Consider the following 22,502-nt stretch of genomic DNA (forward strand, 5'->3'; position numbering starts at 1 on the left):
CGGTATCGGAGGGTGTCCCGTAGAGCCTGGGGAGGTTCACTGATATGTTGTACGATAAATCCCTTGAGAGGGATAACTGTGGTTTCGGCCTGATCGCCCACATAGAAGGCGAACCTAGCCACAAGGTAGTGCGAACCGCTATACACGCACTGGCCCGAATGCAGCACCGCGGCGCGATTCTTGCCGATGGAAAAACCGGCGACGGTTGTGGCTTGCTGCTACAAAAACCCGATCGTTTCTTCCGAATTGTTGCGGAAGAGCGCGGCTGGCGTTTAGCCAAAAATTATGCCGTTGGGATGCTGTTCCTTAATAAGGATCCTGAACTGGCCAAAGCGGCGCGCCGCATCGTCGAAGAAGAACTTCAACGCGAAACGCTGTCTATCGTCGGCTGGCGCGATGTGCCGACCAATGAAGGCGTTCTCGGTGAAATCGCCCTCTCCTCGCTGCCTCGTATTGAACAAATCTTTGTGAACGCCCCGGCTGGCTGGCGTCCGCGCGATATGGAACGCCGTTTATTCATCGCGCGTCGCCGTATCGAAAAGCGTCTGCAGGAAGATAAAGATTTCTACGTTTGCAGCCTGTCGAACCTGGTCAACATTTATAAAGGTCTGTGTATGCCGGCGGATCTGCCGCGCTTCTACCTGGACCTCGCGGACCTGCGCCTGGAGTCGGCAATCTGCCTGTTCCACCAGCGCTTTTCCACCAACACCGTGCCGCGCTGGCCGCTGGCGCAGCCGTTCCGCTATCTGGCGCACAACGGCGAGATCAACACCATCACCGGTAACCGCCAGTGGGCCCGCGCCCGTACCTATAAGTTCCAGACGCCGCTGATCCCGGATCTCCACGACGCCGCGCCGTTCGTCAATGAAACCGGCTCTGACTCCAGCTCAATGGATAACATGCTGGAGCTGCTGCTGGCGGGCGGGATGGACATTATCCGCGCTATGCGCCTGCTGGTTCCGCCAGCCTGGCAGAAAAACCCGGATATGGATCCTGAGCTGCGTTCGTTCTTTGACTTTAACTCCATGCATATGGAACCGTGGGACGGCCCGGCGGGCATCGTGATGTCCGATGGTCGTTTCGCCGCCTGTAACCTCGACCGTAACGGCCTGCGTCCGGCGCGCTATGTGATCACGAAAGACAAGCTCATCACCTGCGCCTCCGAAGTCGGTATCTGGGATTACCAGCCGGATGAAGTGGTTGAAAAAGGCCGCGTCGGCCCGGGCGAGCTGATGGTTATCGATACCCGCGAGGGGCGTATTCTGCACTCCGCGGAAACCGACAACGATCTGAAAAGCCGTCACCCGTATAAAGAGTGGATGGCGAAAAACGTCCGTCGTCTGGTGCCGTTCGAAGAGCTGCCGGATGAAGAAGTCGGTAGCCGCCAGCTGGATGATGATACCCTCGCCAGCTACCAGAAACAGTTCAACTACAGCGCCGAAGAGCTGGACTCCGTCCTGCGCGTACTGGGTGAAAACGGCCAGGAAGCGGTCGGCTCAATGGGCGACGATACCCCATTTGCCGTGCTCTCCAGCCAGCCGCGTATCATTTACGATTACTTCCGCCAGCAGTTCGCGCAGGTGACCAACCCGCCGATCGACCCGCTGCGCGAAGCGCACGTCATGTCGCTGGCCACCAGCATCGGCCGTGAAATGAACGTCTTCTGCGAAGCGGAAGGCCAGGCGCACCGCCTGAGTTTCAAGTCGCCGATTCTGCTGTACTCCGATTTTAAACAGCTGACCACCATGGAAGAGGAGCACTATCGCGCCGACGTCCTGGATATCACTTTTGATGCCACCGAAACCACGCTGGCTGAAACCGTGAAGGCGCTGTGCGATAAAGCCGAACAAATGGTGCGCAGCGGTACCGTTCTGCTGGTGCTCTCTGACCGCAACATCGCCAAAAACCGTCTGCCGGTACCGGCTCCGATGGCGGTAGGCGCGATCCAGACCCGACTGGTCGATAAAAGCCTGCGCTGCGATGCCAACATTATTGTCGAAACCGCCAGCGCCCGCGATCCGCACCACTTTGCCGTGCTGCTCGGCTTCGGCGCGACGGCTATCTACCCGTATCTCGCCTATGAAACCCTGGCGAAGCTGGTGGATAACAAAGCCATCGACAAAGCGTACCGCGCGGTGATGCTGAACTATCGTAACGGCATCAACAAAGGTCTGTATAAGATCATGTCGAAGATGGGGATTTCGACTATTGCCTCCTATCGCTGCTCGAAGCTGTTTGAGGCGGTCGGTCTGCATCGCGAAGTGTCCGACCTGTGCTTCCAGGGCGTCGTCAGCCGTATCGGCGGCGCGGGCTTCGAGGATTTCCAGCAGGATCTGCTGAACCTGTCGAAACGTGCCTGGCTGGCGCGTAAACCGCTGGATCAGGGCGGCCTGCTGAAATACGTCCACGGCGGCGAATATCACGCCTATAACCCTGACGTGGTGCGCACGCTGCAACAAGCGGTACAAAGCGGCGAATACAGCGATTACCAGCAGTACGCGAAGCTGGTTAACGAGCGCCCGGCGGCAACGCTGCGCGATCTGCTGTGCGTAACGCCGGACGGAACCACGGTGAACCTGGACGACGTTGAGCCGGCCAGCGAACTGTTCAAACGCTTCGATACCGCGGCGATGTCTATAGGCGCGCTGAGCCCAGAAGCGCACGAAGCGCTGGCGGAAGCAATGAACAGCATCGGCGGTAACTCCAACTCCGGCGAAGGCGGCGAAGATCCGGCGCGCTACGGCACCAATAAAGTCTCGCGCATCAAGCAGGTCGCCTCCGGCCGCTTCGGCGTGACCCCGGCTTACCTGGTTAACGCTGACGTTATTCAGATTAAAGTCGCTCAGGGCGCGAAGCCCGGCGAAGGTGGCCAGCTGCCGGGTGATAAAGTCACCCCCTATATCGCCAAGCTGCGCTATTCCGTACCCGGCGTAACGCTGATCTCCCCGCCGCCGCACCACGATATTTACTCTATCGAGGATCTGGCTCAGCTGATTTTCGACCTGAAGCAGGTAAATCCGAAAGCGATGATCTCCGTGAAGCTGGTTTCTGAACCGGGCGTCGGGACTATCGCCACCGGCGTAGCCAAAGCCTATGCGGATTTGATCACCATTGCCGGCTACGACGGCGGCACCGGCGCCAGCCCGCTCTCTTCCGTGAAGTATGCGGGTTGTCCGTGGGAACTGGGACTGGTGGAAACCCAGCAGGCGCTGGTTGCCAACGGGCTGCGCCACAAAATTCGTCTGCAGGTGGACGGCGGTCTGAAAACCGGCCTTGATATCATCAAAGCGGCCATCCTCGGGGCTGAGAGCTTCGGCTTCGGTACCGGCCCGATGGTCGCGCTGGGCTGTAAATATCTGCGTATTTGCCACCTGAACAACTGCGCAACCGGCGTAGCGACTCAGGATGACAAACTGCGTAAGAACCACTATCACGGTCTGCCGTTTAAGGTCACCAACTACTTTGAATTCATCGCCCGCGAAACGCGCGAGCTGATGGCGCAGCTGGGCGTGAAGCGTCTGGTGGATCTGATTGGCCGTACCGACCTGCTGAAAGAGCTGGACGGTTTTACCGCCAAACAGCAGAAGCTGGATCTGAGCAAGCTGCTGGAAACCGCGGAGCCGCATCCCGGCAAAGCGCTGTACTGCACAGAGAACAATCCGCCGTTCGACAATGGCGTACTCAATGCTCAGCTGTTGCAGCAGGCAAAACCGTACGTTGACAGCAAGCAGAGCAAAACTTTCTGGTTCGATATCCGCAACACCGACCGCTCCGTTGGCGCATCGCTGTCCGGCTATATCGCCCAGACCCACGGTGACCAAGGCCTGGCAGCCGATCCGATTATCGCCCACTTTAGCGGTACCGCGGGTCAGAGCTTCGGCGTGTGGAATGCCGGCGGCGTTGAGCTGCATCTGACCGGCGACGCGAACGACTATGTGGGTAAAGGGATGGCCGGCGGCCTGCTCGCCATTCGTCCTCCGGTAGGCTCGGCCTTCCGTAGCCATGAGGCCAGCATCATCGGCAACACCTGTCTGTACGGTGCGACCGGCGGTCGTCTGTATGCTGCGGGTCGTGCAGGCGAGCGTTTCGCGGTACGTAACTCCGGTGCGATCACCGTCGTCGAAGGCATTGGCGACAATGGCTGTGAATACATGACCGGCGGTATCGTCTGCGTGCTGGGCAAAACCGGCGTCAACTTTGGCGCAGGCATGACCGGCGGCTTTGGTTACGTTCTGGATGAAGACGGCGACTTCCGCAAACGCGTGAACCCTGAGCTGGTAGAAGTGCTGGACGTTGACTCTCTGGCCATCCATGAAGAGCACCTGCGCGGTTTAATTACCGAGCACGTGCAGCTTACCGGTTCGCAGCGCGGTGAAGAGATTCTGGCCAACTGGCCGGCCTTCTCAGCGAAGTTTGCGCTGGTTAAACCGAAGTCCAGCGATGTTAAAGCACTGTTGGGTCACCGTAGTCGTTCCGCAGCTGAGCTGCGGGTGCAGGCGCAGTAAGGGGTTAAGATGAGTCAGAATGTCTATCAATTTATCGACTTACAGCGAGTTGATCCGCCAAAGAAAGCGCTGAAGATCCGTAAAATTGAATTTGTGGAAATTTACGAGCCGTTTTCAGAAGGCCAGGCTAAAGCACAGGCAGACCGCTGTCTGTCCTGCGGCAACCCGTACTGCGAATGGAAGTGCCCGGTTCATAACTACATCCCGAACTGGCTGAAGCTGGCCAACGAAGGGCGTATTTTTGAAGCGGCGGAGCTGTCGCATCAGACCAATACCCTACCGGAAGTGTGCGGGCGCGTTTGCCCGCAGGACCGTCTGTGCGAAGGTTCCTGCACGCTGAACGATGAGTTCGGCGCGGTAACCATCGGTAACATTGAGCGCTATATCAACGATAAAGCGTTCGAAATGGGCTGGCGTCCTGACCTTAGCGGCGTAAAACAAACCGGTAAAACCGTCGCCATCATCGGCGCGGGCCCGGCGGGCCTGGCGTGCGCCGACGTATTGACCCGTAACGGCGTGAAGGCGGTGGTCTTCGATCGCCATCCGGAGATCGGCGGCCTGCTGACCTTTGGTATTCCGGCCTTTAAGCTGGAGAAAGAGGTGATGACCCGTCGTCGCGAGATCTTTACCGGTATGGGCATCGAGTTCAAACTGAATATCGAAGTGGGCCGCGATGTACAGCTCGACGATCTGCTGAAAGATTACGATGCGGTGTTCCTCGGCGTCGGAACCTATCAGTCTATGCGCGGCGGGCTGGAAAACGAAGACGCCAGCGGGGTCTTTGATGCGCTGCCGTTCCTCATCGCCAATACCAAGCAGATCATGGGCTTTGGTGAAACGGCGGATGAACCGTACGTTAGCATGGAAGGCAAGCGCGTCGTGGTTCTCGGCGGTGGCGACACCGCAATGGACTGCGTGCGTACCTCGATCCGCCAGAACGCCACCCACGTCATCTGCGCCTATCGCCGTGATGAGGAGAACATGCCGGGATCGAAGCGCGAAGTGAAAAACGCGCGTGAAGAAGGCGTGGAATTCCAGTTCAACGTTCAGCCGCTGGGCATTGAAGTGAATGCCAACGGTAAAGTCTGCGGCGTGAAGATGGCGCGTACGGAGATGGGCCAGCCGGATGCAAAAGGCCGCCGCCGCGCGGAAATCGTGGCCGGTTCTGAGCATGTGGTGCCCGCCGATGCCGTGGTGATGGCGTTTGGTTTCCGCCCACACAGCATGGAATGGCTGGCGAAGCACAGCGTCGAGCTCGATTCTCAGGGCCGCGTGATTGCGCCGGAAGGTAGCGACAACGCCTTCCAGACCAGCAACCCGAAAATCTTCGCCGGTGGCGATATCGTTCGCGGCTCTGACCTGGTGGTCACCGCGATTGCCGAAGGCCGTAAGGCGGCTGACGGCATCCTGAACTACCTGGAAGTGTAAAAAACAAAACGCCGGATGAGAAAATCGTCCGGCGTTTAGCGTTTAGCTAAGTGCTATTTGATGAGCAGTCGCCAGGCGATATCCGCTTCCATTGTTGTGTTATCGGTATTTCCACTGAACATACTCTCGTTGAGCACGGGGAACAGCATCACGCGAAAACTCATCTGCTTCCCTTGCGGCACAACATTATTTTCTACGGCGATCACCGCCTCATTGTTACGCACATACAGAGGAGATGTTGTCCCGCTCTCCGGCGTAAAGTTCAGCTGGTCCACTGTTTTTCCAGCGCTGTAGGACTTGCCATCAACGGTAATATTTTCAACCTTAAGCCCAACACCACCGCGAGCGCCAAACAAAAAGCGACCTTTCTCGCCAGCAGCACCCTGAACCAGCACCGCCATCTGATGCATTTCAGAACAGGAAACATTCACATTCACTTCCCACTCAGACAGTTTGTGCCAATTCTGGGTAGTAGAAACAATGTCATCACGGCGTATCTGGTTATAATCAATTTTTGTCCGGGAGAGCGTAATCTGGCACTCTTCGGCACGAACGGTGCCTGACAGCAGCATTCCCGCAGATAACAGCATCCCTATCCACTGATTCATCGACATACGCCGTCCACCTCTTCGTAAAATGCGTCTTCATCCCTCTTGTCGCTTAAGATGTAATCAATCTTGCACAGTCGGTTATTATCGTCGTCCATGACATACAGTGCCGAAACCTGCTCAGCCTCATTGAGGAAAACATGCCCGTCATCCACGCTGGTGACAATATAATTGCCTTTCTCATCAACGATGGATAATCCCTTATCCAGCGCCCTGTTATCCGCACGCTTAACGCGGATCATCACCCGACGGTTATTCAGGACTTTAAAACCGACTTCGCTCACCGAAGCATGCGCAGCTGCCACATACTTTGTTCCATTTGCCAGCGTCATACTCGCAGGCAGCTTGTTCGCGTCAATTTCAATGCGCGAATTACGCCACTCATTCAGCCCAGGGATAACAGCCTGCCCCCAATAATCGGTCCAGACCGTCCCCTGCGGAGTACTGATTTCAACGCCAGCTTTCGATTCACTCAGTTTTGCAATGGCAAACGTATTCCGAATGGTATAAGGCGTGAAGGTGACGCCGCTTTTATGCGCCGCAACCCCACCTGAGAGCGTGGCATTATAATTACGGTGGCGGGAACCCACGCGCCCGCCGCCAATGCCTAATCGAGTGTAATGTAAGTTAGTGCTCAGGTTGCCGTTAACGCTATTCTCACTCTCTCCCCTGTCCCGATCGACGGAGATATAGTAGTAAGAATCCTGTGACAGTGCGCCAGAGTTCTGTACGCCGTAGCTGTTACGGTTGCCCTGTTTACGCATATAGCTACTGACGCGCTGCGAACCGCCAAACGGAATGCTCAGGTTAACGTAGAGCAGATCATCATCCTGGCGCCCGTCTTTGTTCCCCATCGCTCTCTGCCAGTTAACAGAAACGGTGGCTCGATCGAAGCTCCTGCCCCATGAAAGCAACAGGTAGCGGGAATCATTACCCGCCCCTCTGCTTTGGTTGTAGTTAAAACCAGCGCTAAATGTCCCCCCAGGCGGCGTAAACCAGGCCAAACTGGTGGAATACGTATTGCTATAGGGTTGAAAATCATCGTTCAGCGCGTCCGTCAGTTCACGATAGCCGGGGGTAAAGTGTGCCGCGCTCGCTGACGCACTTAAAGATTCTGCCAGCTTAAGTGAACTCTGTAGCTCAGTTTTCACACCGCTGTTTTTCTCGCCGAATTTTTCCTGGCTTGCGGCCACGCTGGTGGAGGCACTCCAGTTATCGGTCAACAGATATTCAGTATGGACGCCGCCGCCAAGGTAATTTTTCGTTGCCGCACCAGAAGCCAGCAGATTCAGCCGAGGCAATATACGCCAACCGTCAGAGAGGTTAAGCACCCAGGGATTTTCATAATCCCCTTTAATATCGCGTATCTGACCAAAAGAGGCGGCCAGGCCCTGCGGCCGGGAAAGCTTCCGCGCCATGACGGATGCGGCTGGAACAATAAAGCGATTGCTTGAACCATCGGATTCAATAACCGTCACCTCCAGTTCCACATTACTGCTCGCTATCGGTACATCATCGAGCGTGAACGGTCCGGCCGGAACCAGCGTGCTGTAGATAAGTCGTCCGCTCTGACGTACCTCCACGCGGGCCTGAGCATTATGCGCCATTCCTGCAACGCTGACGCCGCTTCCGCTGCCCTGCAAAGCACGGGTAGGCATCAGCTGTACGCCAACGATCGGGGCTCCGCTCAGGACATATGAGCTGGCATTGATCTCCCCGACCTGCGCAGTCATCTTCAACGCGTCAAAAACGTGCTCGGCAAAGGTGTAAACACTTTCAGCATTCTTATCGCCATTATCGTCGGTAAGGATATAGCGGCTACGCAACGACCAGTCGCTGATGTTTATGCCCCCTTCCAGACTGGCCTGAGAATAGAGATTGGTATCGCTGCCGCCATATTCGCTGCGGGTACTGAACAGGTCATAGTTGAGCAATCCAGCTATTCCGCCGTGCTGAAAGTTTTTGATATCACCATTCATCCCGTTCAGCGCCTCCGGCGGGAGATACAGTTCGACCATTTCCTGGCCTGGCAGGGCTTTCACTACCGCCTGCGCGTAGTCATTGACGATGTCATGGCACTCTTCATTCTTTTTCAGGGGGACCGGCATTAACCCGGAAAACTCAATAAAATCACGATCAACGCACAGCGTACCATCCTCGCCAAAACGCGCCGCGACGGTTCCTTTATCCTTACCGTTAATCTTCACCTGCACGGAATGCGTACCGGGGAGAAAGCGCGGAGCTCGCGCAAAATAACGGTTGAGATTGACATTCAATCCGCGTGACTGAATCATCTCGGTATCAAACGTTATCTCTTTGGCTTGTACATCAACGGAACAGAGCGCAGCCAGCGGCAAGATTCCACACAATGACGCACAGGAGCGAGAAGTAAGACGGCGTTTTTTAAACATAGACGCTTCTTATTTTGCATTCAGGTCCGAAATAAAACTAGGCACTTCAATACCATAGCGGCTAGCAGGATAGAATTGAACTTTATTATCACCATTAATATTTTTTGAAACGGTGATATTTAACGTTTCTCCTGGCAAGATGTAACTTTTACTAATATGCCCCTTCGTACCAGAGGGAAGAAAAACTATCTCGGGAGCCAGACGAACGACATATTTATCAGGATTGACGACTTTTGCAGTATTTCCTGAGCCTGACCACTGCAGATACTTCCACGCATCAGTCACAACGGGAAGGCCCGCGGGGCGAATCAGCACGGGTAAATCCTGACGAATATTGAAGCCGATTTTAATTCTTTTATTTTCACTTTTTGGCGGAATGCCTTCAAACGTCACGCGTTTAAAATGCTCGACGTCCAATGGTTTATTATTCTGCAGAATAAAACGGATTTGTTGCGTTTGCCCGGGTTCTACGCGAACCACGGGTTGCGTAGGTATTAGCTTTAAATCCTTACTTTCATCAGGCAAATCAACAACCGTTGTATACAATAATGCGGGGTGCGCATCCGTATTTTTCACGTTCATTGTGCCACTGTGAGTCGCCTCATCAATGACTAATAAACTTGTTTCCGGCACCATTCCTTCAGAAAAAACAGAGAGTGAGACAAAAGAGAAAATAGAACAAATAATAATTTTGGCAGATGAATAATTAAAAAAACGCAAAACAAACCCCTTGGATAATTCACACCCCGTGTTAACCACGACAATAAAAATGGGAGCAGCCCAAAATAGTCGCTCCCATTTTATTAATAGCCTATGGTATCAATAATTACAGATAACGCAGGCTGATAGTCAGCTCACCATCCAGCGCAGTGTCATCAGTAATAGCCAGCGTGCTGGTGTTTTGAATAGCCAGAGACGTTACCAGTGGGAAAGTCGCGGTTTTGAATGCAACCGGAGCTTCAGAACCGAAGGCCGCAACAGAAAAGTCGCGGAAAGTGCCTGCGGTGATACCGCCGGTGCTCTTGGCCCACTTAACACCTGAGTCATAATAATCAGCGCTAATAGCGGTCACACCTTCGCCGTCAGCGGTTACGCTATCCACTTTTACGAACATGCCATAAGAACCAATATTGACGTTACCCGCTTTGCCCACGCCGTAAGTCACGCGCTCATCATCCAGGGAGTTACCAAGAGCAGTAGCATTTTCAACGGTTAATTTAGCATTAGAACTGCTACGCTCATCAATCAAATTCCAGGATAATTTGGTTGCAGCAGTACAGTTAATGGTCAGGTTGATATTTTTCTGCCCCAGCTGATTAACCGCTGTGGAAGATAATTCACCGAGGTTAATCGTGCCATAGTCCACCACGCCGCCATTATCCAGAGTGGGTGTGCATGCTGCGTTTGTTAAAGTACCCTTTACTTTTAATACAGCAGTAGGATTAGCAGCAATAGCCGAAGTCGCGCTCATTGCCAGAATGGCAGCCAGAAGTGTTTTTTTCATGAGTCAATCCTTAACGTATAATATATTTACATATCTAATAAACGCATTTTAAAAGAAAGAGCGTGTCTTAAATACGAAACGGATAATACGTTAAAGGGTACAATAAAATACACTTAGAAAAATTAACTTTAAATGTAGAAGAACTTAATCAATAGTTAATTCTTATGATTACTTTTTTGCAACTCACGAAAACAAAAAAAACAATAATGAATCGTAGCAAAAACCCAACGATTTTGCGCCTTAACATGGATATTCATTGACTTTGATTATAAAACCGTCATAAACGATAAAAATAATATTGATATATTTTATCATCATAGCGGCAATAAAACACCATTATTCCGAACAGTCATTTACAAGGAAAATAAGTTAATATCAAATACTCGCATATTAATTATATGAATTCAATAAATTCACATAAATTTCTCGCACTATATTATAATTTCAGCCACCCCCTGATGTATTACAGACTCAGCAAGCTCTTTCGCTCATCGGCAACCCAGCTTAATAGCTTAATTAAAGACGTACCAGATAGCGGATATACACTTAAAAGGGGGTGGAAAGGGAATACAATCAACCCAGGAGCCCTACACGGAGTGTAGTAGAAATATGAGGTTTATTAGCGGAGTTTGAAATCAACGCCACGTACCCGCATCGGAGAGTATGAAATAGAGAATTAAAGCGGGGATGCTTTACGGTAATCACGGTGAATGGCAGAAAGTAAAACAGGCCCCGAAGGGCCTGATAAACATTATTTAACGACGCGCAGCGCCGGACGCCCGCCGCGAGGAGGCGGCGTATCGTCGGGATCGTCGTCGTGATTATCCGGCTTATCGCCATCGATCACCGACATGACCGTTTCGCTGTCAGGCAGCTCTTCGTCATCGTTCAGGCTAGTGACATCTTCATCATAAGCCGCTTCTGGTTCGAACATGGTTCCCGCACCATTCTCGCGCGCGTAAACCGCCAGCACGGCCGCCATCGGCACGGAGACATTGCGCGGCACGCCGCCAAAGCGCGCGTTAAAACGCACTTCGTCGTTGGCCAGCTCGAGGTTACCGACAGCACGTGGGGCAATATTGAGAACAATTTGCCCATCGCGAGCGTACTCCATCGGGACCATTACGCCCGGCAGAGTGACGTCAACGACCAGATGCGGAGTCAGCTGGTTATCCAGCAGCCACTCATAGAACGCTCGTAACAGGTACGGGCGACGCGGCGTCAGCTGTGATACATCCATCATTTAGCCCCGACCGAGACGCATTTCACGTTCGGCTTCAGTTAAAGAAGCGAGGAAAGAGTCGCGCTCAAACACGCGAGTCATATAGCCTTTAAGCTCTTTCGCGCCAGCACCGACCAGCTCTACGCCGAGAACCGGCAGACGCCACAGCAGCGGTGCCAGATAGCAGTCTACCAGGCTGAACTCATCGCTCAGGAAGTAGGGCTTCTGGGTGAATACTGGCGCAATCGCCTGCAGTTCTTCACGCAGCTGCTTACGCGCAGTATCAGCCTGCGCAGCGGTACCGGTCTGAATGGTATTCATCAACGAATACCAGTCCTTTTCGATACGGTGCATGTACAGACGGCTTTCCCCACGCGCCACCGGATAAACCGGCATTAGCGGCGGATGCGGGAAACGCTCATCCAGGTATTCCATAATGATGCGAGATTCCCACAGAGTGAGCTCACGATCCACAAGCGTCGGTACGCTTTGATTCGGGTTGAGGTCAATCAGATCCTGAGGCGGGTTGTCCTTCTCCACGTGCTCTATCTCAAAACTAACACCTTTTTCGGCCAGCACGATGCGGACCTGATGGCTATAGATGTCAGTAGGACCAGAAAACAGCGTCATTACCGAACGTTTGTTGGCAGCGACAGCCATGAAAACCTCCAGGTATATTCAGAATTTTTGTACTGCTGCCGACCACGCATGGCCAGCCAGATGTAAAAACCCCATTTGCGTGACTTCATTTCGTTCGTCATCCAAACAAAAAATGAACAATCACCTGCATTTGGGCAGAAAATTGGATGATAGTTTACCAGATTTTGAAGACGTTGTGGTGAGGGGATTCTGGAAATGCTGAAAAAGTGGTAATAATGGGGCGTTTGTAGAGGGAAAATGGCAAATTTATCCATAAAAAAACCCGCCGAAGCGGGTTTTTTCGCAAATTGTTCTGCGTGAGCAGAAAACAATTAACGTTTGGAGAACTGCGGACGACGACGTGCTTTACGCAGGCCGACTTTCTTACGTTCAACCTGACGAGCATCACGAGTAACGAAGCCAGCTTTACGCAGTTCGCCACGCAGGGACTCATCGTACTCCATCAGAGCGCGGGTGATACCGTGACGGATCGCACCAGCCTGACCAGAGATACCACCACCTTTAACGGTGATGTACAGATCTAATTTCTCAACCATGTCGACCAGTTCCAGCGGCTGACGAACTACCATGCGGGCAGTTTCACGACCGAAGTACTGTTCCAGAGAACGCTGGTTGATAACGATTTTACCGTTGCCCGGTTTGATGAAAACGCGAGCTGCGGAACTTTTGCGGCGACCGGTGCCGTAGTATTGATTTTCAGCCATTGCCTATAATCCCGATTAGATGTCAAGAACTTGCGGTTGCTGTGCCGCGTGGTTGTGCTCGTTACCCGCGTAAACTTTCAGCTTACGGTACATAGCACGACCCAGCGGGCCTTTTGGCAGCATGCCTTTAACCGCGATTTCAATCACACGCTCAGGACGGCGGGCAATCATCTCTTCAAAGGTCGCTTCTTTGATACCACCGATGTGGCCGGTGTGGTGGTAGTACATTTTGTCTTCGCGCTTGTTGCCGGTTACAGCAACTTTTTCTGCGTTCAGAACGATGATGTAATCACCGGTATCAACGTGCGGAGTGTATTCCGCTTTATGCTTGCCGCGCAGGCGCAGAGCCAGTTCGGAAGCCAGACGGCCCAGAGTTTTACCGGTCGCGTCAACAACATACCAGTCGCGTTTTACGGTTTCTGGTTTAGCTGTAAAAGTTTTCATTAAAAGCTTACCCAAATAAATAAGTTACACGTTGGTGAACACCCAAACGTTTAGTCAGTTGAGGTTCACACGACATTGTCCAGCAAACCTACCCCTTCGAATAGCCTATGCCGGCACATAGAAAGTTTTGGGAAAAAAACCTTCTCGTAACGTGGGGTCGCAAGATTATAGAGAAGTCGGGGTCAAAGATCGACCCCTTTATGTGATTTGTCCCCGGTTTTACCCCGCCAGGTGTTCCCGCTTCAGATACTCCTCGCTCTGCATCTCCTGCAGGCGCGATAAACAGCGCTGGAACTCGAATTTTAATCTCTCGCCCTGATAGATCTCATACAGCGGTACCGCCGCGCTGACCACCAGCTTGACGTGGCGCTCATAGAACTCATCGACCAGGGCGATAAAGCGCCGCGCCTCGCTCTCCATCAGCCCGGTCATCACCGGCACATCAAAGAGCATCACGGTATGAAACAGACGCGAGAGCGCAATATAGTCGTGCTGGCTACGCGCATCCACGCACAGCGTGGAGAAGGAAGCCGCCAGCGTCTGGTTCTCAACGCCCAGCGTCGGCAGCGGGCGATGGTTGATCTCCAGCGTTGGCATCTGCTCGCGCTTTGCCCCCGCCAGCGCCAGCCACAGTTTATCCATCTGCTGCTGCGTCTCAGCGTTCAGCGGCGACAGCCACAAATGCGCCTGGGTTAGCGTGCGCAGGCGGTAATCAATACCGGCGTCGACATTCATCACATCGCAATGCTGTTTAATGGCGTCGATGGCGGGCAGGAAACGAGCGCGCTGAAGGCCGTTGCGGTACAGCTCGTCAGGCGGAATATTCGACGTCGCCACCAGGGTTATGCCGCGGGCAAATAGCGCTTTCATCAGGCCGCCCAGCAGCATTGCATCGGTAATATCAGAAACGAAAAACTCATCGAAGCAGAGCACATCGGTTTCAGCTTTAAAGCGATCCGCGACGATTTCCAGCGGATCGCTGTGCCCCTGCAGCGTCGTTAACTCTTCATGAACCCGCAGCATAAAGCGATGAAAGTGCAGACGTTGTTTACGTTCTCCCGGCAAACTTTGATAGAACAGATCCATCAACCAGGTTTTTCCTCTGCCGACGCCGCCCCACATATAGAGGCCGCGAACGGCAGCCGTTTCGGCAACGGGTTCGCGCTTGCCCAGCAGTTTGCCGAATTTGGCCCGCAGACCGCCGCCGGTTTGCGGCGCGACCGAAGGTTTATTCTGCAGTTCTTGATAAATCGTATCGAGGCGGCTGACCGCTTCTCGCTGGACGTCGTCAGGTTGATGGCTCCCCTCCTTGAGAGAGGAAAGGTAACGCGATGTTGGGGACAGGCTTTGCATGATCTAATTGTTATTCCTTGAAAACCGTAATGCCGTAGCTCACGATTGACGAAAAAAAGGCCGCTCTACACTACGTGATGATACGCCAGGATTCCACTTCTGTGGAATTAGCGGTTATAGTGGCACTATCGGGCGCAGGCGGAGAGCCTCACAGCCACCCTACGGAACCACAAAACAACGGGAGATGTTCATGACCTGGGAATACGCGCTAATTGGGCTAGTTGTCGGCATCATTATCGGCGCCGTCGCGATGCGTTTTGGCAATCGCAAATTACGCCAACAGCAGGCGCTGCAGTTCGAACTGGAAAAGAATAAAGCAGAGCTGGAAGAGTACCGCGAAGAGCTGGTGAGCCATTTTGCCCGGAGCGCAGAGCTGCTGGATAACATGGCGCATGATTACCGCCAGCTGTATCAGCATATGGCGAAAAGCTCCAACAACCTGCTGCCGGACAGCATGGCGGACGCCAACCCGTTCCGCAATCGTCTGGAAGAGTCCGAAGCGGGCAACGATCAGGCCCCGGTCCAGATGCCGCGCGACTACTCTGAAGGCGCATCCGGTCTGCTGCGCGGCGGCGTAAAGCGCGACTAAACCGGCAACGACAGTAAAAATATTTTCCGGGCGCACCCTCTGCGCCCGTTTCCACCTTCCATCCCAGCTACAATTTAACGATTGCCCACGTTGTTACCGGGTCGAAAATTCAATAACATCAGGCCATTCGGGACGTTTACCATACACCTTAGGTTACGAGAGCCAGCAACTAATGAATAAACCGACTTTGCTGTTGAGTGCGTTAGCGTTAAGCATTGGGTTGTCGTTGTCCGCCTTACCTCCGGCAGCAGCGTCTTTACCGACACAGGTTCCCGGTCAGGGCGCGTTGCCAAGCCTCGCGCCGATGCTGGAGAAAGTGTTGCCGGCGGTGGTGAGCGTACAGGTTGAGGGTACCGCGTCACCCGCGCAAAATATGCCGGAAGAGCTGAAGAAGTACTTTGGCGACAACGCGCCGCAAGAGCAGGCGCAGCCTTTTGAAGGCCTGGGCTCAGGGGTCATTATTGACGCTGCAAAAGGCTACGTGCTGACCAATAATCACGTCATTAATCAGGCCCAGAAAATCAGCGTCCAGCTCAACGACGGGCGTGAGTTCGATGCCAAACTGGTCGGCAGCGACGAGCAGAGCGATATCGCCCTGCTGCAGCTGCAAAAACCCAGCAACCTGACGCAAATCGCGATCGCCGACTCTGATAAACTGCGGGTGGGCGACTTCGCCGTCGCCGTCGGTAACCCGTTTGGCCTGGGCCAGACCGCCACTTCAGGGATTATTTCAGCCCTTGGCCGCAGCGGCCTGAACCTTGAGGGGCTGGAGAACTTTATCCAGACTGATGCCTCAATCAACCGCGGCAACTCCGGCGGCGCGCTGCTGAACCTCAACGGCGAGCTGATTGGTATCAATACCGCTATTCTGGCCCCGGGCGGCGGCAGCGTCGGCATTGGCTTCGCGATCCCCAGCAATATGGCGAAAATCCTCTCCCAGCAGCTTATTCAGTTTGGTGAAATCAAACGCGGCCTGCTGGGTATTAAAGGTATGGAAATGAGCGCGGATATCGCCAAAGCGATGAACCTTGACGTCCAGCGCGGCGCGTTCGTCAGCGAGGTGCTGCCAAACTCCGGATCGGCCAAAGCGGGAATTAAATCTGGTGACGTTATCGTCAGCCTCAACGGTAAACCGCTCAACAGCTTCGCCGAACTGCGTTCACGCATCGCCACGACCGAGCCGGGCACCAAAGTGAAGCTAGGACTCTTGCGCGAAGGAAAACCCGTTGAAGTGGAAGTCACTCTGGACAAGAGCACCTCTTCTTCCGCCAGCGCCGAGCTTATCGCACCGGCCCTGCAGGGCGCATCGTTAAGCGACGGTCAGATGAAAGACGGAACCAAAGGCATCGTCATTGATAATGTCGATAAAGGCAGCCCGGCCGCGCAGGCGGGCCTGCATAAAGACGATATCATTATTGGCCTCAACCGCGAGCGCGTGCGCTCCATTGCCGAACTGCGCAAAGTGCTCGAAAGCAAACCGACGGTGATTGCGCTGAACGTCATTCGCGGCAGCGAAAGCATCTATCTGCTGCTGCGTTAACTCGCCTTCCGGGCATCGCGTGCAGTGCGATGTCCGGACAAGACGTGTTATGCTGCGCCTGTCTATCCATCAACGATATCTGCATCATGCCTGGAAAGTTTTTACGTTCGATACTTATCGGTTTGATTGTCGGCGGCCTGCTGCTGGCCGTTATGCCTTCGCTGCGCCAGTGGCAGCTTTCGCCGACCACGCAGTACGATAGCGCGGATGAATCCCCCGCCAGCTATAATTCCGCCGTTCGCCGCGCCGCCCCAGCGGTCGTGAACGTCTATAACCGCGCCCTCAACAGCACCAGCCATAACCAGCTAACGCTCGGTTCCGGCGTGATCATGGATCAGCGCGGCTATATCCTGACCAATAAGCACGTTATCAACGATGCCGACCAGATTATTGTTGCTCTGCAGGATGGACGGGTCTTTGAAGCGCTGCTGGTCGGCTCCGATACCCTCACCGATCTGGCGGTATTAAAAATCAACGCCAGCGGCGGCCTGCCGGTCATTCCGATTAATCCGAAACGCGTGCCGCATATCGGTGACGTCGTGCTGGCGATTGGCAACCCGTACAACCTCGGGCAAACCATTACCCAGGGCATTATCAGCGCCACCGGCCGTATCGGCCTGAACCCCACCGGGCGCCAGAACTTCCTGCAGACCGACGCGTCGATCAACCACGGTAACTCAGGCGGCGCGCTGGTGAACTCGCTGGGCGAGCTTATGGGTATCAACACCCTGTCATTTGATAAAAGCAACGACGGCGAAACGCCGGAAGGCATCGGCTTTGCGATCCCCTTCCAGCTGGCAACCAAGATTATGGATAAGCTGATCCGCGATGGCCGCGTGATTCGCGGCTATATAGGGATCAGCGGCCGCGAAATTGCGCCGATGCATGCGCAGGGCGGCGGCGGTATCGATCAGCTGCAGGGGATTGTGGTGAATGATGTTGCGCCGGAAGGCCCGGCCGCCCAGGCGGGTATCCGCGCCAACGACGTGATTATTTCCGTTAACGACAAGCCCGCCGTTTCCGCCCTCGAAACCATGGATCAGGTCGCAGAGATTCGTCCGGGTTCGGAAATTCCGGTGGTGATTATGCGCGACGATAAAAAAATCACGCTGCATATCGCCGTACAGGAATATCCGGCAACCAATTAACAGGCTCCCCCGCCGGGGGAGCACCTTTCAATCAGCAAATAGCGGCCCGGCCGGGAATGTCGCCAGAAACCCGGTTATGGCCAGCAGCGACCGCAGGTCAGGCCACGCAAACTGGCGCTCCCGCAGCTCGTCACCCAGCGTCATGAGCGCAAACTCGCCTTTATCCCCCAGAACGCCGCCCTGCCAGAGCAACCGTTGAGCCTGCTGCCGGGCCCAGGGGGAATCGCTCTTCCAGGCCAGCAGGTGCAGCAGCGCCTGCTGCAGACAGATGCCAGAAGGATGCTTATCCCGCAGCAGCCGCCGGTAAACCGGCAGCGATATGCTGCGTACGGTATAAAAACCGCTGCGGGTTTCGGCATCAGCATCCGCCACGCTGGCGCAATACTGACCGGCCAGATCGCATAGACGATTGTGCGTCAGCGGCTGGCCCAGGGCATTCAGGCGACCCGCTGCGGCACACAGCAGCGCGCATCTTTGCTGCTCATGTGACAGCGAATCAGGCAGCGCTGATACCGTTTCAGCGACTTCCGCTTGCGCATGCTGTACGCCAGCGTCATAACACTGGAAAAAGAAATCATGACTCCCCTGACCGATTGATGGATGCGCCAGCAGATTCAGCGCCGGATGCAGTTGCTCGAGCTCGTTGAGCGACGCCAGCATGTCATCCACGACCACACCCTTTGTCGATATCGATGCCCTGCTTTCGGGGCGTAATGTTATGGTTTCATTCATCAAAGCCTCCTTATAGGAAATCTCCCGGTGGCGCTGCGCTGACCGGGCTACGGGTCCGTGCAGTCTGGTAGTCCGGACAAGGCGCGTTAAGCGCCGCCTCCGGGATAATCCCCGGGTCGCGGCTGACGCCTTACCCGGGCTACGGGTTTACAGCCGTCTGCGATCCGGTAGCCCGGACAGGCGCAGCGCGCCGCCTCCGGGAAAGGTAACGATTTACATCGCCAGCACGTACTTGAGCATCACCCCGGCAGCAATCGCCGAGCCAATCACCCCCGCCACGTTCGGGCCCATCGCGTGCATCAGCAGGAAGTTCTGCGCGTCCGACTCCAGACCCACCTTGTTTGACACCCTGGCCGCCATCGGCACCGCCGACACCCCGGCCGAGCCAATCAGCGGGTTGATTTTGTTCCGGCTGCACAGGTTCAGCAGCTTCGCCATCAGCACCCCCGCCGCCGTCCCCACGCAGAACGCAATCACCCCCAGCACCAGAATGCCCAGGGTCTGCGGCTGCAGGAACTTGTCCGCCACCAGCTTGGCCCCCACCGACAGCCCGAGGAAAATGGTCACGATATTTATCAGCCCGTTCTGCACCGTGTCGCTCAGGCGCTCCACCACCCCGCTCTCGCGCATCAGGTTGCCGAAGCAGAACATCCCCAGCAGCGGCGCCGCGTCCGGCAGCAGCAGCGCCACCAGCAGCAGCAGCACCGCCGGAAAGAGGATTTTTTCCCGCTTACTCACCGTGCGCAGCTGCACCATGCGGATTTTCCGCTCCTTCTCGCTGGTCAGCGCCTTCATAATCGGCGGCTGGATTAACGGCACCAGCGCCATATACGAGTACGCCGCCACCGCGATGGCCCCGAGTAATTCCGGCGCCAGCTTGCCCGACAGATAAATCGCCGTCGGGCCGTCCGCGCCGCCGATGATGCCGATGGCCGCCGCCTGCGGCAGGGTGAAGCTGATGATGCCGAAGTAGTTCAGCGTCAGCGCCCCCAGTACCGTGGCGAAGATGCCGAACTGCGCCGCCGCCCCCAGCAGCAGGGTCCGCGGGTTGGCCAGCAGCGGGCCGAAGTCGGTCATCGCCCCGACGCCCATAAAAATCACCAGCGGGGCGATACCCGAGCCGATGGCGACCTTATAGAAGATGGCCAGCACCCCGGCGGAGTAGCCCATATCCACGGCGAGGTCCTCCATCTGCCCCTGCACCGACGGCAGCGCCAGCGCCAGCGCCTCCCTGATGGCGTGGACATCCGGCGTACAGTGGAGCTTCGCGGCAATCACCGCCAGCTGCCCGGCGTCGTGGTGGGCCAGCAGGCTCTCCAGGGCGGTCAGCGCCAGCCCGGCCTCCGGGATATTCGACAGCAGGCCGCCGAAGCCAATCGGCAGCAGCAGCAGCGGCTCGAACTTCCTCGCGATGGCCAGCCACAGCAGCAGCAGGCTCACCAGCAGCATGACGGCCTGGCCGGCGCCGAGGTGCATCAGCCCCATGCCCTGAATCAGGGCGTTCAGACTTTCCATTTCCGTTCCTCTTCCTTACGCCAGGCTCAGCAGGGTGTCGCCCACCGCCACCGCGTCCCCGGATTTCACCGCGATACCGCGCACGGTCCCGGCCTGCGCGGCGCGGATTTCGGTTTCCATCTTCATGGCTTCCAGAATCAGCAGCACGTCGCCCTCGGCCACCGCCTGGCCTTCCGTAGCAATGACCTTCCAGATGGTGCCCGCCAGCGGCGCGGTCACCGGGGTGCCGGCGCCTGCCGGGGCGGCTGCGGGGGCCGTGGCCTGAACGGGGGCCGCTGCCGTCAGCGGGCTGATATCGCCGCCGTCGCTGACCTTCACCACAAAGGCCTTGCCTTCCACTTCCACGGTGTAGACGCCGGAGGCGGCCGGTTTCTCTGCTTTCACAGCAGGTTTGACCTCTTCAGCCTGCGGTACCGGCTCAAAGGCCGCCGGGTTGTGGCGGTTCTCAAGGAACTTCAGGCCGACCTGCGGGAACAGGGCCACGGTGAGCACGTCGTCGATGGCGTTGTCGGCAAGCTGAATATTCTTCTCCTGCGCCTGGCGCTTCACGTCGGCTTCCAGCTGCGCCAGCTCCGGCTTCAGCAGGTCCGCCGGACGGCAGGTGATGGCCTCTGCTCCGTCCAGCACGCGCGCCTGTAATGCCGCGTTCACCGGCACCGGGGTGTGGCCGTACTCGCCCTTCAGTATCCCGGCGGTCTCCTTCGCGATGGTTCTGTAGCGTTCGCCGGTCAGCACGTTAAGCACCGCCTGGGTGCCGACAATCTGCGAGGTCGGAGTGACCAGCGGGATAAAGCCGAGGTCCTCGCGCACCCGGGGGATTTCCGCCAGCACCTCATCCAGACGGTGGGCGGCGTTCTGCTGCTTCAGCTGGCCCTCAAGGTTGGTGAGCATCCCGCCCGGCACCTGGGCCACGAGGATACGGCTGTCGGTGCCCTTCAGCTGGCCTTCAAAGGCGTGATATTTCCTGCGCACCTCGCGGAAGTACGCCGCGATGTTCTCAAGCTTCAGGATATCCAGGCCGGTGTCATGTTTTGTGCCTGCCAGCGTCGCCACCAGCGCCTCGGTGGCCGGGTGGCCGTAGGTGGCGCTCATGGAAGAGATGGCGGTATCGACGCCGTCGACGCCGGCCTCGATGGCCTTCAGCAGGGCCATCTCCGCCATCCCGGTGGTGGCATGAGCATGCAGGTGCAGCCTGACGTCATAGCGTTTTTTGATTTCGCTCACCAGCTCGAAGGCCGCCATCGGGGTGAGAATGCCGGACATGTCCTTAATCGCGATGGAATCGACGCCGGTCTCCAGCAACTGTTCGGTCAGGTCGAGCCAGGTCTGCAGGGTGTGGGCCGGACTGGTGGTGTAGGAGAGCGTGCCCTGGGCGTGGGCGCCGTGGCTGCGCACCGCCTGCAGGGCGGCCTGCATATTGCGCGGGTCGTTCATGGCGTCGAAGACGCGGAACACGTCCATGCCGTTTTTGACGGCGCGCTCGACGAAGCGCTGCACCACGTCATCGGCGTAGTGGCGGTAGCCGAGCAGGTTCTGGCCGCGGAGCAGCATCTGTAGCGGGGTCTTCGGCATGGCCTTTTTGAGCTCGCGCAGGCGGACCCAGGGGTCCTCGCCGAGGAAGCGGATGCAGGCGTCAAAGGTGGCGCCGCCCCAGCATTCAAGGGACCAGTAGCCCGCGTCATCGAGGGCGGCCGCAACGGGGAGCATATCGTCGAGGCGCAGGCGGGTGGCGAAAAGGGACTGGTGGGCGTCGCGCAGGACGACATCGGTAATGGCAACGGTCATGGATTCCTCCGTGAATTAAGGGTTAAGTCGGCGATGGTGGTGAATAGCGGCGGCAATCACCGGCGCCAGGCGGGCGAAGTCGTCAGCGGGCGCTACGGCGGCGGGTGCGGCCTTCGGCGCGGTAGCCGGTTCGGGGAAGAAGCGGTTGACGGCGGCGGACATGCCGCGGATGGCGAAAATCAGCAGAAACAGAAACGCCAGCACGAACCCCATGCCGAGAAACATCAGGGTGAAGCCTTCACCTAATAGCAGTGCTGCATCAGTCATAAAATAGCCTTCGGGCAGGAGGCACGATAATGATGTTATTTATCCCCGTCATCTTTCAAATTGCTTCTTTGTTGGCCAGCTTCGTTC

18 protein-coding genes are annotated in these 22,502 nt (G+C 56.0%); 5 read left to right on the plus strand and 13 right to left on the minus strand.

Annotated elements, in window-relative coordinates; genetic code table 11:
• Positions 1-44: 44 nt before the first annotated feature.
• The gene (gltB, locus tag CDA56_RS12205; RefSeq protein ID WP_103814295.1) at positions 45-4,505 is read left to right on the plus strand and encodes a glutamate synthase large subunit; all 4,461 of its coding nucleotides are present in this window, start codon (positions 45-47) and stop codon (positions 4,503-4,505) included.
• Between the two features lie 9 nt (positions 4,506-4,514).
• On the plus strand, positions 4,515-5,933 hold the full coding sequence (gene gltD / locus CDA56_RS12210) for a glutamate synthase subunit GltD (protein ID WP_004854608.1): 1,419 nt from the start codon (positions 4,515-4,517) through the stop codon (positions 5,931-5,933).
• Positions 5,934-5,986: 53 nt separating this feature from the next.
• On the opposite strand, the gene CDA56_RS12215 is transcribed toward gltD, so the two are convergent.
• The 9 genes from CDA56_RS12215 to zapE all read right to left on the minus strand — a co-directional run bounded on the left by CDA56_RS12215 (position 5,987) and on the right by zapE (position 14,839).
• Positions 5,987-6,547, minus strand: coding sequence for a DUF1120 domain-containing protein (locus tag CDA56_RS12215; protein WP_064378046.1), 561 nt, complete (start codon positions 6,545-6,547; stop codon positions 5,987-5,989).
• Positions 6,538-8,952 carry a fimbrial biogenesis usher protein gene (locus CDA56_RS12220; RefSeq protein ID WP_064378047.1) on the minus strand — a complete coding sequence of 805 codons (2,415 nt, stop codon included), beginning with the start codon at positions 8,950-8,952 and terminating at the stop codon, positions 6,538-6,540. Before CDA56_RS12220 ends, CDA56_RS12215 begins: the two co-directional genes overlap by 10 nt.
• A gap of 9 nt (positions 8,953-8,961) precedes the next feature.
• On the minus strand, positions 8,962-9,672 hold the full coding sequence (locus CDA56_RS12225) for a fimbria/pilus chaperone family protein (protein ID WP_103814297.1): 711 nt from the start codon (positions 9,670-9,672) through the stop codon (positions 8,962-8,964).
• A gap of 106 nt (positions 9,673-9,778) precedes the next feature.
• Entirely contained in the window at positions 9,779-10,456 is a 678-nt protein-coding gene (locus CDA56_RS12230; protein WP_049084455.1) for a DUF1120 domain-containing protein, read from the minus strand.
• Between the two features lie 751 nt (positions 10,457-11,207).
• The gene (gene sspB / locus CDA56_RS12235) at positions 11,208-11,696 is read right to left on the minus strand and encodes a ClpXP protease specificity-enhancing factor (protein ID WP_014226996.1); all 489 of its coding nucleotides are present in this window, start codon (positions 11,694-11,696) and stop codon (positions 11,208-11,210) included.
• 3 nt (positions 11,697-11,699) lie between these two features.
• A complete protein-coding gene (gene sspA / locus CDA56_RS12240) occupies positions 11,700-12,338 on the minus strand; it encodes a stringent starvation protein SspA (protein ID WP_014226997.1) in 639 nt (212 codons plus the stop codon).
• A gap of 311 nt (positions 12,339-12,649) precedes the next feature.
• Positions 12,650-13,042, minus strand: a complete 393-nt coding sequence (rpsI, locus tag CDA56_RS12250; protein WP_000829815.1) for a 30S ribosomal protein S9 — start codon at positions 13,040-13,042, stop codon at positions 12,650-12,652.
• A 15-nt stretch (positions 13,043-13,057) separates the two neighbouring features.
• Positions 13,058-13,486: a 50S ribosomal protein L13 gene (gene rplM, locus CDA56_RS12255; RefSeq protein ID WP_004106200.1), complete on the minus strand. Its 429-nt coding sequence runs from the start codon at positions 13,484-13,486 to the stop codon at positions 13,058-13,060.
• A gap of 219 nt (positions 13,487-13,705) precedes the next feature.
• On the minus strand, positions 13,706-14,839 hold the full coding sequence (zapE, locus tag CDA56_RS12260) for a cell division protein ZapE (RefSeq protein WP_064378048.1): 1,134 nt from the start codon (positions 14,837-14,839) through the stop codon (positions 13,706-13,708).
• Between the two features lie 190 nt (positions 14,840-15,029).
• Between zapE and zapG the strand changes: the two genes are divergently transcribed.
• The 3 genes from zapG to degS all read left to right on the plus strand — a co-directional run bounded on the left by zapG (position 15,030) and on the right by degS (position 18,116).
• Positions 15,030-15,428 carry a Z-ring associated protein ZapG gene (gene zapG, locus CDA56_RS12265; RefSeq protein ID WP_004854637.1) on the plus strand — a complete coding sequence of 133 codons (399 nt, stop codon included), beginning with the start codon at positions 15,030-15,032 and terminating at the stop codon, positions 15,426-15,428.
• Positions 15,429-15,600: 172 nt separating this feature from the next.
• Complete coding sequence (gene degQ, locus CDA56_RS12270; RefSeq protein WP_014226999.1) at positions 15,601-16,968, plus strand: serine endoprotease DegQ; 1,368 nt, start codon at positions 15,601-15,603, stop codon at positions 16,966-16,968.
• Between the two features lie 86 nt (positions 16,969-17,054).
• On the plus strand, positions 17,055-18,116 hold the full coding sequence (degS, locus tag CDA56_RS12275; RefSeq protein WP_009651894.1) for an outer membrane-stress sensor serine endopeptidase DegS: 1,062 nt from the start codon (positions 17,055-17,057) through the stop codon (positions 18,114-18,116).
• A gap of 27 nt (positions 18,117-18,143) precedes the next feature.
• Here degS and CDA56_RS12280 read toward each other — a convergent pair whose 3' ends face one another.
• From CDA56_RS12280 to CDA56_RS12295, 4 genes are all read right to left on the minus strand, one after another.
• On the minus strand, positions 18,144-18,848 hold the full coding sequence (locus CDA56_RS12280) for a triphosphoribosyl-dephospho-CoA synthase (protein WP_103814299.1): 705 nt from the start codon (positions 18,846-18,848) through the stop codon (positions 18,144-18,146).
• A 213-nt stretch (positions 18,849-19,061) separates the two neighbouring features.
• Complete coding sequence (locus tag CDA56_RS12285; RefSeq protein ID WP_014839646.1) at positions 19,062-20,363, minus strand: oxaloacetate decarboxylase subunit beta; 1,302 nt, start codon at positions 20,361-20,363, stop codon at positions 19,062-19,064.
• Between the two features lie 15 nt (positions 20,364-20,378).
• The gene (gene oadA / locus CDA56_RS12290) at positions 20,379-22,148 is read right to left on the minus strand and encodes a sodium-extruding oxaloacetate decarboxylase subunit alpha (RefSeq protein ID WP_103815606.1); all 1,770 of its coding nucleotides are present in this window, start codon (positions 22,146-22,148) and stop codon (positions 20,379-20,381) included.
• A gap of 15 nt (positions 22,149-22,163) precedes the next feature.
• The gene (locus CDA56_RS12295) at positions 22,164-22,415 is read right to left on the minus strand and encodes an oxaloacetate decarboxylase subunit gamma (RefSeq protein WP_104011368.1); all 252 of its coding nucleotides are present in this window, start codon (positions 22,413-22,415) and stop codon (positions 22,164-22,166) included.
• Positions 22,416-22,502: the final 87 nt, after the last annotated feature.

The organism is Klebsiella michiganensis (genome assembly GCF_002925905.1).
GTDB lineage: Bacteria > Pseudomonadota > Gammaproteobacteria > Enterobacterales > Enterobacteriaceae > Klebsiella > Klebsiella michiganensis.